Origin of the sequence: Rhizobium sp. MHM7A (assembly GCF_005862215.1) — a bacterium.
In the GTDB taxonomy this organism is placed as follows: domain Bacteria; phylum Pseudomonadota; class Alphaproteobacteria; order Rhizobiales; family Rhizobiaceae; genus Rhizobium; species Rhizobium bangladeshense.
In genome coordinates, this window is sequence record NZ_VCHT01000001.1 from 1,396,734 (window position 1) to 1,416,618 (window position 19,885).

Sequence of the window (19,885 nt, forward strand, 5' to 3'; positions counted from 1 at the left end):
GTTGACGCAATAAGCCAGTACGTGTCAAGAGATTAATGTTATCGACGTAAGCCGGGCTCCGTATTAAGGTTGAATCCTTCGAAAGCCCTGGAGGAATTTTATTTAATGAGCAATTTCATTGCCCATCTAGCCGCCCATTCCGATTTTTCCCTCTCCAAGGGCGTTAGCAAGGTAGAAATCCTTGTGGAACAGGCTGCGAAGCTGAAAGTTCCGGCCATGGCTATTGTCGATGAAGGAAATATGCATGGCGCGATGAAGTTTGCGGAATATGGCGCAAAATACGGCGTTCAACCGATTATGGGCGTCACATTGCGCCTCACGCTGGGCAAAAACCTGGAAGGCCGCATTATCCTGCTTGCCCAGAACGATGTCGGTTTCCAGAACATCTGCGCAATCCTCGACGCCACTCAGCAGCCACGCCCCGAGGAAGACTACGAAGGTGGCGAGGGTCTGACGACAATCGACATTCTCGCGGAATATCCGAACGACGGTATTATCATGATTACCGGTGGCTATGACGGCATGCTTTACCAGATGCTGCGTAATGGTCTTTATGATGACGCAAAGAACACTGTCGGCTGGTTCAAAATGCTTTTCCAGGATCGACTGTACATCGGTATCTCCCGCTTTGGGGATGAAACACCAGCCGAAAAAGATATCGAGCAGCAACTGATCGAGATTGCCCGTACCAATGACGAAGTCGCCTTCGAAGATGGTACGGTCCTCGGCGAAATTCCGCTGGTCGCCCTTTCCGACATCTGGTACGCCACCCGTGATCGCTTTGACGCGTTCGAGCTGATGGATGCGATTTCCAATGGCAAAAAGGTCGCCGTGACCGACCAGGGTATTGTCCCTGCTTCGGAACGCCGGTTCCACATTCGACCGGCCGACATCATGAAAGACATATTCGCCGACCTCCCAGGCGCTGTCGTCAACGCCAATTATATCGCAATGCGCTGCGCCTATATGGCTCCGTCACGTAAGCCTGTACTGCCTCCGTTCGAAACGGAAGGTGGCCGCTCCGAGGCGGAGGAACTGGAAGTTCAGTCGGCTAAGGGTCTAATCGAGCGTCTGGAAAAGTTTTCCATCCCGGTTGAAGATCATCCGAAGTACCAGGAGCGTCTCGCTTATGAACTCGGCATCATCAACAAGATGGGCTTCCCGGGCTACTTCCTGATCGTTTCGGACTTCATCAAATGGTCGAAGGCACAAGGAATTCCGGTAGGTCCAGGCCGTGGCTCTGGCGCGGGCTCGCTTGTTGCATGGGTTCTCCAGATCACCAACATCAATCCATTCGATTACAATCTGCTTTTCGAGCGCTTCCTCAATCCGGAACGCGTCTCCATGCCCGACTTCGATATCGACTTCTGCACCGACCGGCGCGAAGAGGTAGTGCATTATGTTCGTGACCGGTACGGCTCGGAAGTTGTTTCCCTGATTCAGACTTTTACGGAAATCAAGTCGAAGACTGCGATCCACGATACCGGCCGCGTCATGGTTTCCGACAAGTTCGGCGGCTTCACGCCGTATGACACCCATCGCATGGCGAAGCTCGTCTCGATGGATGGACCGAACCCCAAGTCTGTCCAGGAGTCGCTCGACGATCCGGCAAACCCGGAGTTCAAGGCGTTTGTCGAATCCGACCCGAAATTCGGTGTTCTGGCAAAAAATGCTGCGGCACTCGAAGGCACCAAACGACAGACCAGCACGCACGCCGCAGGCGTCATCATCAGTGGTGGCGCGCTCCACCGGATGGGACCGGTTGGCTACGACCCGAAGTCGGGTATGCGCGTTTGCCAGTACGACATGAAGAAGGCTGAAGAAACAGGCTGGGTGAAGTTCGACTTCCTCGGACTGAAGACCCTGTCTGTCATCAAGGAAACGCTCAAGAACATCAGGGAAAGCACGGGAGAAGACATCGACATCGACCTGATACCGCTCGACGACGCTGCGACCTACGCAATGCTCGCTGAAGGCCATTCGAACGGCGTCTTCCAGGTTGAATCCGAAGGCATGAAGAAGGCTTTGAAGCAGATCAGGCCAACCAAGATCGACGACTTGATCGCCGTTGGCGCTCTGTACCGCCCGGGTCCGATGGAAATGATCCCGCTCTACGCTGACCGCAAGAACGGGGTCAAGGAACCGGAATATCCGGAGCCAGTTGCCGGTACCAAGCCGTTCCTGGAAGAGACTTTTGGCATTCTGGTTTACCAGGAGCAGGTCATGCAGGTGGCCCAGGTTGTCGCAGGCTATTCGCTCGGCGGCGCTGACCTTTTGCGTCGAGCCATGGGTAAGAAGATCAAGGAAGAGATGGACAAGCAGCGCGTCTTGTTCGTTGAAGGTGCCGTCAAGAACGGCCACTCGGAGAAAGACGCAGGCGCTCTGTTCGATACCATCGCGAAATTCGCGAACTACGGCTTCAACAAGTCGCACGCTGCAGCCTATGGCGTGATCTCTTATCAAACCGCCTATCTGAAGAAGAACTATCCCGCGCAGTTCTATGCCGCGTCCCTCACATATTCGGACAAGCCCGAAAAGATGGCGCTCATCAAGGAAGATATGGATGCCGATGGCGTTCCGATGCTGCTGCCCGATATCAACAAATCGGGTCCGCGCTTCAAGTCCGAGCAACTGCCTGATGGCTCGTTCGGCGTGCGCTTCGGCTTGAACGCCATCAAGGGCGTCAACGGGGACATGGACGCCCTGTTTGAGGCTCACAAGAATGGCCCCTTCACCACGCTGGTCGATTTCCATCAGCGCATGGGCGGAGAATTCAGAGGCAACCAGATCGAGAAGCTCACCGAAGCAGGCGCATTCGACGGTTTGAACGCAAACCGGGCCGCGACAACCAGCATTCTGAAGTGGCTGGCAAAGGGGAACAAGAAAGAAACGACGCAGATCGACATGTTCGGCTCCTCCGAGCCTGTCCAGATACCATCGAAGGTTGCTGACGTCACCGAATGGGGAAACAAGGCAGATCGCGAATTCAACGCCGTCGGCTTCTATTTCGGCACCCATCCTCTCGACGTTTACCAGCCGAAGTTCGAAAAGCTCAAGGTGAAGCGTAAACAGTCGCTGATCGAGTATATGAAGCAGAACAGGCTTGCCGACCTTCCAAAGGTCCGTATGGCAGGGCTGGTCGAAGAGTTCGAACGGAAGCGCACGAAGAACGGGGCACCCTACCTGCGTGCGAGATTCCAGGAACGCAAGACGGTGTTTTATGCGAGCTTCTTCTCCCGGCGAGACCTGCCAGCCGACCATATCGAACAGCTCGAAATTATCCTCGCGAACGCGAAACTTGGCCGTCGCCCGGTTGTGATCGAAGCCCAGGTTCGTCTGGACGAGGGATTTGACGGCCTTTCGATTTTCGGTCGCCAAATCCTGGATGCAGAAGAACTCGTCTCTCAGGAACGCGGCAAAATGCTGATCACACTGGATCGGGACTTTGTAAAGTCGACGGTTGAGGAGCAGCGCAAGCTGAGCCAGCTGCGGATCGATCTGGAAAACGGAAAGATCACCGCCGACGATGCGACAAAGATCGAAGACGCTATCAAACAGGAAGCGGTTATCCGAAAGGCCAAGGAGTTCCTCGATTTCGCGGCAACCATCCGGGAAGACGACAACCCAAAAGCTGTTCCGATTGTCATGAAGCTCATCCAGGGCGAGCAGGTAAATGCACGGGCGATGGCCGGTAGGTACGTGATCTCGCTCGCAGCAGAGACAACTTTGAAATCCATGGACGGTATCGTGTCCGTTCAGGAATCCATTTCCGATTAATTCTTGTTCAGGGCAAATTCAAATGCAAAAAGAAAATCTGGTTCTCGGGTATCATGAATTCGCGCCCGTGCGCGAGAAAATCATCTTCATCGACAAGCAAACGTCATTTACTGGCAACAAGTTCACGCTGCACAAGGCCGAAATCGATATCACCTGGGTTCGCGAGAGCTATGCCTTTATGGAGCTTTCGTGGAAAGGGCATACGGTAAAGCGCTTCAGCACGCACTCCGACTTCTATGGGTTTCTGACGTCGGCAATGACACAGATCGACAACGCGCCTGAAATTGCCGAGAGCTGGGATATTCTTGCCTCAAGCGAACTGGAATTGCATGTCGTGGGATACCTGCGAGACGCGCCCTCACTGGGGTTCGCTCAAGAGGAATATAGCAGGAAGTATTACACACCGGCAAAACGGAACGGTGACGAACTCTGGTATGACGACGAAAGCGTGAAAGACGGCGCATCCTTCAATTTCAAGGAGTTCCCGATGGAGGTCAGGCGAATCCTCCGCACGGTCGATCATTCTCCGACCATCGTATGGAATTCCGCATGGGATCAGGGAACCAACGTGGACGCTCTTCTTCGGTATCGAGCCATCGCAACGGCAACAGAACAGGTCATTGGTGAAACTGACTACCGCTTTCACGACTGAGAGCGGTAGTGCCACAAAAGCCCATCTTTCTGCTGCAGAACAACTATTTCGACCAGATTGGCCGACTGATCCAGCCGTGCCTGGATTTCTGTAACAAACACGATCATCAATTTATCGACAGGTCACTGACCGAGACATTTGACCCGGAGAAGATTGGTGTCGATTGGAATGCCGTACCGGGCGTGGTCATCTATGGCTCCGTTGGCTGGGTCAAGCGCTGTGCCGACAGCGCACTTGCTCCCTGGACGTTCTATGATAGGCACCGCTTTGCCGCGACAAGCTGGGCTCCTGCTTTCGGCAAGAATGCATTGAACGGCAATGGCGAGGTTCAGACCGTCTCCGAGATCACACGGCGTCTGGAGCGCGGCGAACGGGTGCATATAAGGCCGAACCGGGACGATAAAGCCTTTAATGGTGCGGTCTACGACATTGCCTCCTGGGAAAACATGCTGAAACTGCGGCAGGAAAGGCATCAGACTCTGCCGGATTCGCAGCTTGAATGCTGGGCAAGCCCGGTCAAGGAAATCGAGGCAGAGTATAGGTGCTGGTTCATCGACAACGTTTTGATCAATGTCAGCATGTACCGAAACAAGGGTGAACTCTGCCTCAAGAGAGAGACATCACATGAGGTTCTCAAAGCTGCAACCGATTTGGCGGCACAGCACCTTCCTATCAGCACCATCGTTATGGATATCGCGAAAACGCAGGATGGCTACAAGGTCGTCGAGTTCAACCCGATCAATTCATCCGGTTGGTATGCGGCTGCGACAGAAACAATCCTGTCCAGGTGGTGTGAGGCAATAATGATGAAGGCAAACACGATCTGACCGGCCTGTTGCCGGTCACCAGCCCATCTTCGTAACTTTTTCCATGATCTGCTTCTGCAGTTCCTTGCGCTGCTTGGGATCATCCACCACCGACAACTGGTCCAGGAGCCAGATAGCGTTGTTACGCCGCTGCGCCTGCAAGGTCGCAAGGAAGATCGACTTCGGATCGTTGGTCCACGGGATACGTTTCTTACGATCAAACAGACCGTCGGGGAAGTCCGTCATGGCCGGAACAAGGCCAAGCGACAGGGCATCACGGAGGTAGTCCGCCTTCATTTCTCGGGGAACCTTACACATGATCCAGCCTGGCCCATAGGAAGCGACGGCATAGCCGAGCTGGGTCAGTTCCTTTGCATGGGCAAACATGACGATCTTGTCGTGAGCACGTAGCCAGGCACCTTCCCAGGACGTCCCCGCCTTTTCGTTGCCGTCAGCAGCACGGCCGACACGATCCGTCGACTCCTTCAACAGCATACACTGCCAAAGGGTCTCGGCGATGATTCCGGAAGTCCACAAAGAATCGTTCATGACGTCATTGAGGAAATCCTTGATGTTCTCATCAAGTTCATCATAGAGGTTTTTGTAACTATCGCCGACATAGGCAGAGCGAACGTCCACTTCAGCCAGCGTATCAAGGCAAAGGAATTCCGGATGCGCAACCCAGTTGCGCGTGACCTTTTTCTTGTTCTTGTCCGATGAGCTGGAGAAGTTGTAGATCGGGCCGAGATCAGGGTTCATCCGCTCGATGGTCAATTCCACCATATACGGCTTGTCAGCTTCACGAATGAACTGTGCGCGATCATCGCCCGCGCCAAGTTCCCGCATTGACCGACGCGTCAACGGTTCGAATGGGCCGACCGGCACAGGGAAATTCAGCATTGTCTGTGCGTAAAGAAGACGTGGCTTACGCAGGATGATGAGATCGCCATCCGACGGCATACGCAGCAAGGATTTTGTGAAATATGAGAACGACAGATCGGCCTTCATCACGGCGGCGGCTTCACCGCGCGGATAATCCATTTCGGGCATGAGAACCCGCAGATCGTCCGCCAGTTTTTGGCCACCGAAGAGCTTCTCCATGGTGATCGCCGGGATTTGTCGACGGGCTAGATTAAATGCCGCATACATCACCCTGTTGAAAACCTGGGCAAGGAACAGGCACTTGAAGTCCGGACTAGCCGTTTTTGGGTTGTTATTCCACTCGGCAAGAGCCCGATCAGGAGAAATTACGAGATACTTGTCATGACGAAGAAAGGATTTCCGCCAGATTTCGGTGGCATAAAAGAACTCATTGTAAGCGACATTTGTCCACCAGATGACGCCGGTCGACAAGTCGTCAATCGTGGCGATACGAGTGGCACTGCCGCCAGCAATCGATGCCCAGCCAGAGGCCGGGTCCTTGATGTCGTCAAAGAGGACGAATCCGAATTTCTTGTCAGGATCGTAAGGGCGTGCCATGTAAAAACTCTGTGCTTCTCTATGACTTTAACAAGAAAATCATAGGATTGAATACGACAAATACGACCTCGGTCAATATTTTTAGCCGAAGATATTTTTTCGCAAGGAAGCCCAGGCAGTCGGCCTGTACCCGTAATACCCACCACCGTTTTCAAGCCAGTGCTGCGTCATCTGTTTCATTTTGTCGTCGCCACCCACCGTTCTTACGCCAAGCGGCAACAGGCGCACACCAGAAAGGAACCGGTCACGCTGATCATAGACGTGATCCTCAAGTTGCATCAGAGCCTCTGCCAATTCTGTCGGATCAGAAGTTCCAAGCCGGGCCTGAACCTCGGTCTGCCGCTCCAGCATGGCGTTTCTGATATTCTGACCAGCTTCAGAAAAATGACGAGCCTGGCGCAGCTTCTGGATTTCGCTTCCGACATCTTCCTTGATATTGGCAAACCAGCGATCTGCAACAAGGGCTGTTCTGACGATGTGGTTGACCTCCACCTGAGTGAATTCAGGCAACCAGATCAATACAGCTTCCTTGTTGATACCTGCGAAGCCGATATGTTGACAACTATGACAGAAGGAGCAGACGGTCGCGAGATTGCTCACATCGTTGTTGTGATGATCGTCGTCGACATGGTGGACTTCCTGCCATTTGACGGAGCGGAACCCACACCCGATGCAGGTATAGTTGTCACGCTGCATGGCTTTCATGCGCATTTTTCCGAACTCGTTATCGGCTTCGTCCGACAGATGATCGGCTAAGCGCCAATTCTTGGCTTTAACGCTCAGAGTTAAGGAAATATGCGGTTTTGCCAACAGCGTGACCTCCGGTTAGCGAAGAACGATGCCGTCGGTAGCGATCAGGACCCAATCACCACGGTACTGGCGAATATCCTCGACCTTGCCACCATTCGGCAGAACGTCCGACTTCTTGACGGAAATGACATCCTTGCCCGTATTGACCCAGGCTGTGTCACCCGACACGCCAACAAGGGTAAGGCCCTTGATAACGATTGGCTTCAGCGGTGGATCGATATTGTCGATTGACGCGACCGGCAATGCGTTCGTGTTCAAGCCGGACCCGGCAGAAACGTCGCTTGGCGGTGTCTGAACCGGAAGAGTCGGAACAGCTGGAACATCCACCTTGGCGCTGAAGCTGTCGGCCAAATCGTCGACCTTTGCTTCGAGCGAGGCGAGGCGATCAAGAACGTCCTTCAGATCGGCCTTCAACGCAATATCTTTCGCAGCGGGCAAGTTGCTGTCGACGACAGGCTGGACCGCAACAGGAGTGACAGGAGTTGCTTCCTTGACCGGTGTAGCTGTCTCGACCGGGGTCGAGACAGGAAGCTGAGTGGCTGGAGTTACATTGACCGGTGTGGACGCTGCAGGCGGCGTGTCGACAATCGGGGTCTCGACCGACGATGCAACGTCAGTTGACGGGTTACCCGGAAGATCGAACGTCAATTCCTGCGGTTCGTTCGTCTGCTTCATCGGCGGGTTCGAAGCAACTTCGGTTCCGACAGATGGAGTAGTGGCAACCGGAGCCTGAGCGGTTTCTTGCGGCGGCAATACGCTCGGGAACTGTGTTTCGGTGACAGACGGTGTCTGGGCGACGACGGCCGGTGCAGGAGCGGTCGATGACATCAGGCTGGTATAGCCGACGAAACCGCCGACGAGCACGATTGCTCCGATACCAACCGGCAGAATGAGCTTGGAAAGCAGGGACTTCTGTCCGGTGGACGCCGGAGCTGCCTGGGCACTCTGTTGCACAGACTGTTGATCCTGCACCTGGGTATAGGGATCATCTTCGGCCGCGCCGAGATACTGCCCATTCGTCAGCGCTTCCGTTGCGTCATCGTAATAGGAATTGTCAGCCGTCGACTGGTGGCCATGATCATTGGCTCCCGTTGAGAACGCCTGATCAAACTCGTCGAACTGAGTGGCTTCCTCAGCAGATGACGGATGAGAAGCGTCGTCATCGGAAGCCCCGAAGCCGGTGTTATGCGAATGATATTCGTCCTGCGAGATGCCGAATTCCTCAAATTCCGACGAGGGGTCACCGCGATGCTGATCAGCCGTTACCGACTGTTCAGTTGGCATGGCGTCAAAATTGAAGCCGAAGCCATTGTCGTTCTCGTTGTCCGCATCTGACGAGCCACCGAATTCGAGATTGGAAAAATCGGTCTCGAATTCCGTCTTCTCTGCCGGGCCTGATTTTTCCTCTTCGACGTCATCCCATGTCGGAACCGCTTCGAACTCGAAACCACCGTTTACGTCGTCAAAATCCTTGTTGTCCTTAGTAGGCATATTCTTCTCGCAATCTTAGAGGAAAAGGACGCCGATGGCGGTACCGCCTTCGACAATGATGGTCGTGGGACGGTTGCCAAACTCGCTGTCAAGAATGTTACCGCCACGGGCGATAGCCTGACCACCTGCCGATAGAAGCTGCTCCTCAGTGTTGAGGTCGCCGTTACGGGTCGTAATCGTGCCGTTAGATGTGTTGTACGTGGTCGATCCCTTGTCGGAGATCGCGTCACCCAACCCTTGAGCAAAAGCCGAGGTGAAACCTATGGCGAGCTTCTGGAAGAGGTGGCGGTCCACGCTGGTTGCAAGCCCGGTGCCGATATTGGAGGTGTCGACTGCGACCGCCTTGATATCAACTGTCTCGTTGATTTCTTCGCCATTGGCCGTTTTTTCGACGGTCATCTTGTCAAAGGAAATAACCAGATGCTCGCGAGCAGCCTTGAACGAACCGATCAAGGTAGCACCAGCGTATTCGCCCTGGAGAACCTTGGCGATCACAGGACCAGGAACATCCGAGTTCGCACGGCCGACAAGTTCAGCGTAAAGGATTTTCCCTGACAGCGGCAGCGTGATCTTCGACTGCTCCGCAGCGCTGACGCCTGACTCTGCAATCGACGCAGACTGCTGCGGCTCTTCCTTCACGAAGTTTGCTGGATCGCCGAAGTTGGTAACGGAGGCACCCGGAATGGTACGGCGCATTTCCGCCATGTACTTCATCATTCCATCAGCACGAGCCTTGTCGTTGTTCACACGGGCGGCATTCGGCGGCGCGACGATTGGAATATTGTTGATCGGAGCCTGAACGAGGATCGGCTGCTGCGTGATCTGAGGAGCTGGCTCATCAATCACCGGCGCAGCCGGGGTCGGCTCAGGGGTCACCAGAACCGGCGCAACAGTCTGCGTTGGATTGGCGCGCAACGTCGGGATGGCAGACGTTCCTGTCGCTTTTGCTTCCTTGAAGACATCGGCATCATTTTGGTCGAGTTCTTCGTTGTATTTCTGGTTGTTCGGGACCAGACCCTGAACAGGCGTATCACCGGACAGACCCGAAGACGGAACCTGGGATTTAGGGATGACCGGCTCGGGAGCACTCGACAGCACATAACCGATAACGACAACAATCAGCAGGAAGAGGCCGATCAAAAGCTTTTTGCTTCCGAGGACTGTCGCCTTAAAGTTTTTTCCAAATTGTGACATGGGTCCCTCTCCCGGTTATCGCTTGATCATCACGCTGAACATGCGGCCGTTGTCCGATAGAAGGAGAACAGGGGCTTCATTCAAAACGTAAACGTTTGTGCCGCTGACATTGCTCTGCTTGGACATATAGGCGGGCGAGAGCATGGTGCGCGACGTGCGGACATAGAGCTGTTCATCATAGCGCCAGGCCTGGACTTCGCTGCTGCCAGTCTGAAGCTTCTTAGCACCCTCCGGCGGAACGCCGTCGAGGAATGCAAGCATGGTGCTGTCATTGGTCGGGGCAAGGCCACTGCCAGAGAGCATGTCGTAGGCAGCCTTCGGACCACGCTGGTCTACCTGAATATCAACGCGGACGTCGATATTCGATTCCGTCGGATCAAGCGTCAGGATGACCGGAACACTTGCCCCGATCAGCGTCACCGCAAGGTTCGACCGGATGTAGGCCTGCTTCGTGCTGATCGTGATCATGTTCGTGTCGCCAGCAGCGCCAGCGTTAAGGGCTTCGTAAGCGTCTCTGTTTCCAGAAAGGACGTTCATGACAGGCCACGGTGCGCCGGTAACGTCCGAGAAGGTCAAGGTGCTGATCCAGCCAGGCGAAACCTTGATGACAGGAGGACGCTCACCAGGACGCATCGACAATCTGACCGAACGGGTACCCGAGTTAATCGACTCGATTTCCTTGCCACGGGCACGATCACGGGCATCGAGCTGACGATTATATTCCTCGATCTGCTCTGGAGACATTGGCGCGATCATCTTCAGGGCTTCCTGAAAGCCGGGATCGTCCTTGCTTGTCTCGGGAACCTTCGGCTCTTCAGCTGCGCCAGGGAGCTGGGCTGCAGCCTGCGTCGGCTGCGCACCGCGCGTTTGATTGATCTGGTTACCGTTAAATGTTGGTGGCGGCAGAAGGAGATCGGAGCCGTCCTGAGCATGTGCGCTCATGCCGACATTGCCAAGCACGAGTGACGCTCCCATCACAAGCTGTAAAATGCGTTTCATCAGGACGTCCTCACTAAGGAATTCTGGCGCGAATTCGCGAACTTTGAAAAATTGTCAATCGAGGCGAGCGACCTGACAAGAGCAAAGATACCGCAATTGGGCAGAAAATTAAGGAATTGTCTTGAGGTGGCCTCACCCTTGTCACCAGGTTGGGAAGGAATTGACCACTTCATTTGTTACGATTCCGGGTTCGAGTTATCGGGTAACGATCTGAGCGATGCCCAGACCAGACGGGTTTTCTACAGCAGGACGTTGAACAACGGTGACCTCAACCATGATAGATCGGGTCTCTTCGACGCCCGACGAACGATAGCTGATCGTGATCGGCATTTGCACGCGCCAGCCATAGCTTTGAAGCACGGTGCCTTCCGAGACAATGGTCGGGGCGGCAGACGGAACTGCGGAGGTGACATATTTGCCTGAGAGCAGGTTTTCGATGAAGCCAGCGCGAGAAAGGGCCTGGTTAAAGGATTCCCATCCTTCTGTCGTAAAATGAGGCTTGATGTCGTTAAGCTGCTGCGAGTAATTGGCGAAACTCAGTGTATAGGCGCTCGTAAGAGCCCTTGCAGTCCACTGAATAACTTCCTGGTTGGATTGGATGGGTCGGTCAAGAACCTGAATTTCCGAAAGGCGACCTTGAGAATCCGTGCGGATGAACCGCTCTTCCACCGGCCGTGTTGCAAGGTAAACCATCAGGACCGCCATGATGATCTGCGTGGCAGCGAGCACAAACGTAACACGAAGAAGGAATTCGTACTTTGCGCGCGCCAAGGAATTCCGCGAAAGTTCCATCGCGGTCGCCTGGTCGACATGAGATTGAACGCCGACACCTACACGACGTGACGCCGCGCCAGGTTTTTCGGCCGACTCTTTGGTCAAATTCAGTAATTTCATTGCTGTTTTCCGCCCATAAATCCTTGAGAACCGAGACGTCTTTCGAATTTCAAAGAGTTTTTCTTGACGCCATAATCAATTCTCCCGAACATTCTATATAAGTCAATGTTTCCCCCGGGAGTGTTTAATCGATGTCTGAGTTTCGCAGACGCAAGTGGCAAGATTCGGACACTCGCGCGCTCATCGATATGTGGCCCCGAGTGGGAAGTATCGTGCTTATTGCACTTGAACTGAAGCGCTCGACGTCATCCGTCCAAACCCAGGCAAGCAGGACCGGCTTGCCGCGACGTATGGAGAATAACGAACGCCATCGGCGGAAATGGACTGAAGATGATGTTGCTGGTCTCAGAGATGCCCTGAAGGAAAACACATCGGCCGATGGAGACGTCCTGATCTGCGAAATCGCCGAACAGGTAAAGCGCTCCATCGACGCGGTTGCTGCGAAATTGGCCGAAAACGACTTTTTCGGCGATGAAGAGAAACTCTTCGAGAAGATCAAGGTCACGAAGACATCCATCGCGTCGGCGACAACCACCGCATCCGCTGCTGCTACCATGTCATGCGATGAAGTTAAGTCGACCGACCGCCGACAACAGGCAATGGATCGCAAATGCATGAAATGCAAAAAGTCTTTCTGGTCCGAATGGGCCGGAAACCGGCGCTGCAATGCATGCAAGAAGACCGAGACTTCAGACCCATACGAGTGGTAACAAACCACACATCATCCCATATAGAAACGCGGGCCGCCCAATGATGTTTATCTTGGGCGCTTTTTGTTTGAGATCAGTCTGACTAGGCAAGGAGTTATCAGGCGGCGATGCCGCGATATTGGCCTTCGATGACGGTTTTTACGCGTCTGTACGAAGCAAAGGAATCCAGGTGAATACGAGCGAGGTCCCTGAGCGACTGAATGGTGTAGTCGTTCTTAAGATGCGCATCGAACCATTCAACCGGCATCGGGATTTCACTTTGATGGGTTTCGGGCGTGACTGGAAGGAAATGCCTGTCCCCGCGCGTGACGACGAACCTGAAATAGAGCAGATGTGAGAACGGATCGAATTCAAAGCGGTACCGATTGTCATCGATTACAACACGATGACCGGCAGCAAAAAGAACCTCCGACATTGAGAGCGAAATATAGGCCCAGAGCTTGTGGCTATGAAGATTGCGCCACTCCTCGCCCAGCGTCTGCATCATGCGACGACAAGTCACGACTTCTCCACGCAACATCTGTCGCGACCAGTTATGTCGTAGCGTGTCATAGAGCCGACGGAGTGTGGTGACGCCACGCAGTTCGACAACCGGTGCGTCTTGATTGTCTGAGTAATAGGCGATCTTCTCATCAGTCAGACCGGCGTCACGTAGCAAGCCGATGACCAGCTCCATGATCACTTCATCTGGAAGATTTTCGAGCAACAGTTCCGGCCGTGCGGGATCGTTCAGTTCGGGGATAGCAACCTTTTTAAAGTTGCCCTCAAGGTAATCCTCGATCCGGGCCTCTGATACGCCGCAGCGGCGAAGGATGTGGCGTATCATGTTCTTGAGCGTATCTGCGAATTTCACGCGTCTATAGCCGTGTTCCTCGATCAGATATGTCGCCAGGGTGCTTTTCCCAGACTCCATCAAGCCATGCACCATGATGAGCTGTGGCCAATAGGTGTTCAGCGCGGTGGAATCGTGGGTCATCGGTCAGACTTCTCAGCGGCCAAAGCTGGGCTTGGTGAAAAGTGGCCCACGCGGCGCACCTGGACCGGGCCGGACTGGTGCAGCGCCCGGTCTGGCCGGTGCCGAAGGCGTCGATGCTGCAGATGCAGTAGCTGCTTTGGCTGCCGCCGCATCTCGCTCTCGAATGGCTTCATCGAGACCTGGACCTGGAGGGGCAGGAACCTTTGCACCATAACCATGCGTACGGGGCGGAGCTTCCCCCGTGCGAGCAGGTGCACTACGAGAGGGGACTGCTCGCGATGGCGCTGACGGTGCTGGTGCGGCAGTTGAGACTGGAGCAGGCGAGGCAGCAGGAGCAGCAGTCGACGCCACTGGCTGTTGCGGTGTCGACGGTGCAGGGCGAGGACCTGGAACGGTCACAACCCTTCCAGGAGCCCCTCCTGGCTGCGGACGAGCCGAAGTTGCGGCGTGAGGACGCGGAGCGCCTGGGCGCTGGTGTGCAGGGATGGACGAGATCGGCACAGCGCGACGTGAGGCTTCAGGCACAGGCTGGTGAGCCGCTTCTGCAGCACGCTCTTCCGCGAATGCCGGGGTCGTCTCAACTGCAACCGGCTCATCGCGCGGCGCGGAAGGGGTGTCTTCGACAGAGTTTTCCGGGGTCTTTTCATCGAACAGTTCCGCATTCGGATCGAAGTCTGGAACGTCGATATCCTCCGGTTCCTCAGCCGTGGTCAGATCGTCGTGGTCAAAATGGTCTGACGTCTCATCCTCAAACGAAATCGGATCGAGCACCGGAACATCGTCGTCGGCGAAGAATGTATCGGCAATGGAGAGCGTATGGTCGTCGTTAACCGTCGACACTGCCTCATCCGGAACCTCGTCTGTGCGTTCCTCGGCGGCGGCAACATCCGTGGTCGGCTCATCGAAGAATGGAATGTCAGCGAAACCGGCCGAAGCGGGCTCTGAAATCTCTTCTGAAGTCTCGGATACGAACGCATTTTCAGTTTCTGGCGACCATTGCTGGTCATCATCAATGGCTTCTTCGACGATGTCGAGATCGTCGGGCAGAGCCTCGTCTGCTTCATCAACGACGTTCTGGTCGTCGACATCAGCCGACACAGGTTCAACGACCTCGTCAGCCTCCTCGACCTCAGTTACTTCGTCAACGTCGCCTTCAGGGACCTGTTCGCTCACTGTCGCATCATCGAAAGACTGTTCAACGATGTCAGCGATGACAGGCTCAGTCTCAGGAACGATCTCGACAACAGTCTCTTCGGGTGTATCGACTTCAGGCGTGGCGGCCGTGCCGTCAGCCGGAACGCCGTTCTTGAGATATTCAGCCCGCGCTCTCGTAAAGAGAGCCTTTCTCCACGCGTTTTTGCCGCGATCACTCGCATAGGTGTTGTTCTTCGTGTTCTGCTTCACCGAAACGGCGGCTTCGTGCTTGATCTCGCGCGCGAAGTCGATCTGGCTAGCAGGAACCTCAACACCGAAGAATTCCTCGGCATAAAGCTTTGCCAGGCCGGTGCCGTCCGTTACAGGTTCAACGGCGACGGCATCTTCGTCAGTCGAAGAGCCGTCGCCATCAACCAGCGGTGGAACAACCGAATTCACGGATGCATCGATCAGGTGCGTCAGGGCTTCTCCGCCCGTAACAGGGCTTGGTGAAGACTGACTGTTTTCGGCAACAAGCTTTGAAGCCCGCAGCTCCAGAGTAGGAATGGACATCTGCGCCATGGCAATGGCGGCTTCAACCAGACCTTCATTGTCGTAAAGAGAGCGAGCAGTGTCATACATCTGCTCTTCGTGCTCAGCGATTTCCGCCTTCAGCGCTTCGATACGCTTGTGAGCGATATGAATCGAGAACGCGCCTCTTTCGAGTTTCTTCTGGATTTCCGAGGACGTGAGGGACATTGGCTTACTTTTTCAGATTGGCTGCATGGAAGAAGGCGGCGAGGCTGGCTGGGAGCCCCTTGGAGATGTAGAACTGGCCGTCCTTATCCTGATAGGCCAGGAAAGGTGTTCCCTCGATTGAGAACTTCTCGGTGAACTTTCGGTTGTTGAGAAGATGACCAGCCATCGACTTGTAGTGGTCGGAATTCGGATCGATCTTGGGAGTGCCCATACGCGCACCGGCATCCGTTTCCATATAACGGATACCCGGCTTCGGAGACGCCATGATTTCCATGGCCTTCGGATCGCTTCCCTTCAGGAAGGAAATCATGATGACGCGAACACGCAGCTGATTGGAGGCGATGAAGGGACGAATGTAATCCCAGGTCTGATGGCAGAAGGGGCAGCCGGGATCAGCAACCATGTAGAGAAGATTAGGAGCGGTTGCAGAGCCTACGTCGAACCACGAGGCCTTATCAACGGCATCAACAAAGGTATTTTCGTCGATGGTGGAAAGGTAAACCGTCGAAGGATTACCTTCATTGCCCTCTGCGGGACCGGTGGCCGCAGGTAGATTGACCGCAGCAACAGGCGCTGGCAGTGCCTTTTCAGGCGTTTCAGTCGGAAGAGCAGGATTAGAAGCCTGGCTTACTGCCGACGCAGTTTGAGTAGTTGCCGGAATTTCCTTGGCAGCGGCAGCACCGTCGGCAGGCGTAGACTTCTGATCCATCGATTCAAAGCGCGCACGCATCTCGCCGATCTGTACGCCAGATACATTGCGGCCACCGCGCTCAATCATGAAGCCAACCACCATATGCTTCGCATCCGGGGTGATGTAGACTGCCTGACCAATACCCGATTTCTTCGCGAAGAAACCGTTCAGGCCACCTTCTTGTCCAAGGGTCGTCAGCTCATAGCCATCTTCACGAAGCTTGTTGAGAATGTCTGCCTTTTCATCGGCAGGCGGAAACTCCGGAAGCTTGAATTCCGGCTTCTGAAGTGGAAGTTCGCGCAGAGCCTGTTCGACGGTGGCGTTGTCATTCAGGTCGACGGAAGCGACCGCATTGGCCACGGCGTCGTACCGCTTGCGCATATCGTCAAGCTGGCGGCCTGTGATATTGGAGCCAGCTTCAGAATAATTGGTGCCGTAAAGCAGTCCGATAACCGCATTGAGGCCGTCAGGCGTGACGTAGACCGTCTGCATGCTGCCGGTCGCAGATTCAGCGAGATATCCGCGAAGGCCACCGGTATTACCAAGATAGGTCAGTTTCACGCCGGTCTGCTGCATCCACAGAAGCACGGCCGGAATGATCTTGTCCTCACGATCCGCCAGCGGGTTGGTCGATTGAGCCACGGCCGACGTGACCGGGACGAGAAAAGTCATAGCAAGAAGCGCTGCTCGGATGGCCTTCATGGGAAATCTCCTGATTATTGAAATAATTCCCGACACAAGGAATTCCGTCAACAATTTTTTTGAGGAATTCCTTGTGTCGTACCCTGGTTATTCACTATTTCAGCCGCGTCGGGATACGGCGAGGAGCACCCGAACTCGATGAAGCAGGTTTTCCTGCCGGAGCTTTTGACGGGAAGCCCTTGCCCTTCGAGAACGCGCCGCCACCACCGGATGGTTTGGATTGACGCTGATAATCGTCCGGGAAGACAGCATTATCGCATTTCGGATAGGAGTTGCAGGACAGAAAACGTCCACCCTTACCCGAACGCGTCATCATGACGCCGGTGCCGCACTTCCCGCATTTGACGCCATGACCTTCCAAAGCGTCGACCTTGTCTTCACCCCAGACGACATGGTCACAGGATTTCTTGTCGCCAGCACGCCAGTTATCACAGGCGAGGAAAATCTTTCCTGTCTTCGACTGACGCGTGCGAAGCGTTCCCTTTTTGCACTTAGGGCACGTCGTGCCGTCACCTTCCATTGTCTCGGAGGGCTTCGGGCGTTCAGGCAAGCCTTCGGAATGGCTGCAAGACTTCGGATCATCCTTGGACCACTGGTCACAGGACAGGAACCGTTTCCCCGTATGCTCACCCTTGCTGATCATACGGGTCAGCATCTTGCCCTTGCCGCACTTGGGGCAGGTCTTGCCGTGATCGGGCAGCGGCTCGACGACGACCTTCGGACCATCACCCCAATCGACGTATTTGCACGAATTCGGATCGTTATGATCGTTCGCAGAGCAGGTGAGAATGGTCTTCTTGCTCTTGTCCTTCTTGAGAATGATCTGACGGGTGATCAGTGTGCCCTTACCACAGGAAGGACAGGTGGTTCCATGACCTGGCAGCGGCTTGATCGTCCCTTTGATCTTGAGATCGACGTTGCGGATGCTCTCAATCAGGTCAGTCAGCGACTTGCGAATGGCCTGGTTGAACTGCTCGGCACTCGCCTCACCGCGTTCGATGCGGCCAAGCTGCTGTTCCCAGATTGCCGTCATCTCCGGGCTACTGACCTTACCAGGAACGGCATCGATGATCGCGCGACCCTGGTCCGTCGAGGTCAGACCAGTTTTGCCCTTACGCTTCAGGCTGCCCTTTTCGAGCAGGTTTTCGATGATATCCTTGCGCGTTGCCGCAGTTCCGAGGCCGCCATCCTTGAGGCGCTTTTTGATTTCCGGATCGGTGACAAACTTGTAGATGAACTTCATCGCCTCACGCAGCGTACCGTCGTTGAAGTACGGTGGTGGCTTGGTGGTGTCGTCCTTCAGGGAACCGCCTTCCACAGAAACCGGATCACCCTTCTTCATGACCGGAATTGACTGGTCGTCTTCCTTTTCGGCATCGGGATCGTCATCTTCGTTGAAGCCGTCCTGAACAGCACGCCAACCCTGGTTAAGGGGTTGCTGGCCGTTTGCCTTGAACTTCAGGCCGTCGACTTCCACGTTAACGACGGTCGAGTTCCAGGTCTGATCAGGATAGAACTGCTCGATGAAGCGGTTCGCGATCAGGTCGAACATGTCCTTTTCGGCCTTGTCCAGGCGAGCATACTTTTCAGCAGAGAACCCGGTGGTCGGAATGATTCCATAGTGGTCTGTGATCTTGGAATCGTTCCAGGCGGCCGAGCGCAGCGATAGATTGGCACTCGCGGCTGCACGCGATGTCGAGGACGCGCCCTTCAGAGCTGCGATGATAGACGGGGCGTCTTCCTTGAGGATCGAGGTCGGAAGGAATTCGCATTCCGTACGCGGATAGGACACGATCTTGTGCTCTTCGTAGAGCTTCTGAAGCGTCTTTGCGACCTCGTCACCCGTCATGCCGAACTTGGACGTACAGGCCTTCGTTAAGCTGTCGAGCGTGTAGGGCAGGGGAGCGGACTTGCTCTTCTTGGAAACCTCATAACCGGTGATTTTGCCACTCTTGCCGCCGATACGGGCCAGCAACTTGTCTGCCACGGCCTTGTCGATCAACCGACCTTCGGAATCCAGTCCTTCAAAATCGTCCGGGATCACCCAGGCTGCGCGAAACGCACCGTTCTCATGGCGGAAAAGTCCAATCGGACGGAAATGGCGAACCGGCTTGAAGTTTTCGATTTCCCGGTCTCGGTCGACTACAAGCTTGAGTGTCGGCGTCTGAACGCGACCGATGGAAAGCGTGACCTGGGCACCTGCTTGCTGTGCCTTGACGGTATAGAAACGGGTCAAGGTTAGACCATGCATCCAGTCAGCCTTCTGACGCTCGAACGCAGCTTCGAACAACGACTTTTTGTCGCTGTTGTTAAACATCTTGTTGATGGCCGCGATGATGTCTTTTTCGGTCAAGCTCTGGAGCCAAAGGCGCTTGGTTTTGGCGTTGAAGGGGTCCCACTTCAGCTCCTGCAGTACCTCGTCGATCAGCAACTGTCCTTCGCGACCGGCGTCGCCGACGTTGACGACAGAGTCAACATTCTTGAGGAAGTTACGGATCAGACCAAGCTGCTTGACGGCAAAGTCATTGTCGCTGGCCTTGCGCTGGAAACGGTCAGGAAGCAGAGGAAGACTTTCAATTCGCCAGGACTGCCACTCAGGCTTATAGAAGCCAGGCGGCTGAAGCTCATAGAAGTGACCGGCAACCCAGGTAATGATGTCGGGACCGACCTTGATATAACCACTGCCGCTCTCTTCTCTCACTCCTAACATGGAAGCGCGAGCCTTCGCAACTTCACGGCCAAGTGAAGGTTTTTCGGCAATAAACAGGTATCCCAAGGAATTCACTCCAATTTAGTAGGCACAGCGTGGAC

At 54.8% G+C, this 19,885-nt stretch carries 14 protein-coding genes; 4 read left to right on the forward strand and 10 right to left on the reverse strand.

What is annotated here, in order from left to right; translation table 11 throughout:
* Positions 1 to 105: 105 nt before the first annotated feature.
* The 3 genes from dnaE to FFR93_RS07980 all read left to right on the forward strand — a co-directional run bounded on the left by dnaE (position 106) and on the right by FFR93_RS07980 (position 5,256).
* The gene (gene dnaE / locus FFR93_RS07970) at positions 106 to 3,777 is read left to right on the forward strand and encodes a DNA polymerase III subunit alpha (protein WP_138392795.1); all 3,672 of its coding nucleotides are present in this window, start codon (positions 106 to 108) and stop codon (positions 3,775 to 3,777) included.
* Positions 3,778 to 3,844: 67 nt separating this feature from the next.
* Positions 3,845 to 4,429: a hypothetical protein gene (locus FFR93_RS07975; RefSeq protein WP_138392796.1), complete on the forward strand. Its 585-nt coding sequence runs from the start codon at positions 3,845 to 3,847 to the stop codon at positions 4,427 to 4,429.
* 8 nt (positions 4,430 to 4,437) lie between these two features.
* The gene (locus FFR93_RS07980) at positions 4,438 to 5,256 is read left to right on the forward strand and encodes an ATP-grasp domain-containing protein (RefSeq protein ID WP_171049138.1); all 819 of its coding nucleotides are present in this window, start codon (positions 4,438 to 4,440) and stop codon (positions 5,254 to 5,256) included.
* Positions 5,257 to 5,271: 15 nt separating this feature from the next.
* Here the strand turns inward: FFR93_RS07980 and FFR93_RS07985 are convergent, their stop codons facing one another.
* The 6 genes from FFR93_RS07985 to FFR93_RS08010 all read right to left on the reverse strand — a co-directional run bounded on the left by FFR93_RS07985 (position 5,272) and on the right by FFR93_RS08010 (position 12,102).
* Positions 5,272 to 6,588, reverse strand: a complete 1,317-nt coding sequence (locus FFR93_RS07985) for a hypothetical protein (RefSeq protein WP_138392798.1) — start codon at positions 6,586 to 6,588, stop codon at positions 5,272 to 5,274.
* Positions 6,589 to 6,795: 207 nt separating this feature from the next.
* Positions 6,796 to 7,524 (reverse strand): HNH endonuclease, encoded by a 729-nt coding sequence (locus FFR93_RS07990; RefSeq protein WP_138392799.1) that lies wholly within the window; start codon positions 7,522 to 7,524, stop codon positions 6,796 to 6,798.
* Positions 7,525 to 7,539: 15 nt separating this feature from the next.
* Complete coding sequence (locus FFR93_RS07995; RefSeq protein WP_138392800.1) at positions 7,540 to 9,015, reverse strand: hypothetical protein; 1,476 nt, start codon at positions 9,013 to 9,015, stop codon at positions 7,540 to 7,542.
* 15 nt (positions 9,016 to 9,030) lie between these two features.
* On the reverse strand, positions 9,031 to 10,209 hold the full coding sequence (locus FFR93_RS08000) for a DotG/IcmE/VirB10 family protein (RefSeq protein WP_138392801.1): 1,179 nt from the start codon (positions 10,207 to 10,209) through the stop codon (positions 9,031 to 9,033).
* Between the two features lie 15 nt (positions 10,210 to 10,224).
* Positions 10,225 to 11,208 (reverse strand): DotH/IcmK family type IV secretion protein, encoded by a 984-nt coding sequence (locus FFR93_RS08005; RefSeq protein ID WP_138392802.1) that lies wholly within the window; start codon positions 11,206 to 11,208, stop codon positions 10,225 to 10,227.
* Between the two features lie 195 nt (positions 11,209 to 11,403).
* Positions 11,404 to 12,102 carry a DotI/IcmL/TraM family protein gene (locus FFR93_RS08010; RefSeq protein ID WP_138392803.1) on the reverse strand — a complete coding sequence of 233 codons (699 nt, stop codon included), beginning with the start codon at positions 12,100 to 12,102 and terminating at the stop codon, positions 11,404 to 11,406.
* A gap of 212 nt (positions 12,103 to 12,314) precedes the next feature.
* Here FFR93_RS08010 and FFR93_RS08015 point away from each other — a divergent pair, with 212 nt between their 5' ends.
* Complete coding sequence (locus FFR93_RS08015; RefSeq protein WP_138392804.1) at positions 12,315 to 12,812, forward strand: hypothetical protein; 498 nt, start codon at positions 12,315 to 12,317, stop codon at positions 12,810 to 12,812.
* A 97-nt stretch (positions 12,813 to 12,909) separates the two neighbouring features.
* On the opposite strand, the gene FFR93_RS08020 is transcribed toward FFR93_RS08015, so the two are convergent.
* From FFR93_RS08020 to FFR93_RS08035, 4 genes are all read right to left on the reverse strand, one after another.
* Positions 12,910 to 13,788, reverse strand: coding sequence for a hypothetical protein (locus FFR93_RS08020; RefSeq protein WP_138392805.1), 879 nt, complete (start codon positions 13,786 to 13,788; stop codon positions 12,910 to 12,912).
* A 12-nt stretch (positions 13,789 to 13,800) separates the two neighbouring features.
* Entirely contained in the window at positions 13,801 to 15,681 is a 1,881-nt protein-coding gene (locus FFR93_RS08025; protein ID WP_138392806.1) for a hypothetical protein, read from the reverse strand.
* Between the two features lie 4 nt (positions 15,682 to 15,685).
* On the reverse strand, positions 15,686 to 17,074 hold the full coding sequence (locus FFR93_RS08030; protein WP_138392807.1) for a thioredoxin fold domain-containing protein: 1,389 nt from the start codon (positions 17,072 to 17,074) through the stop codon (positions 15,686 to 15,688).
* A 94-nt stretch (positions 17,075 to 17,168) separates the two neighbouring features.
* Positions 17,169 to 19,850 carry a DNA topoisomerase 3 gene (locus tag FFR93_RS08035; protein ID WP_138392808.1) on the reverse strand — a complete coding sequence of 894 codons (2,682 nt, stop codon included), beginning with the start codon at positions 19,848 to 19,850 and terminating at the stop codon, positions 17,169 to 17,171.
* Between the last annotated feature and the right edge of the window lie 35 nt (positions 19,851 to 19,885).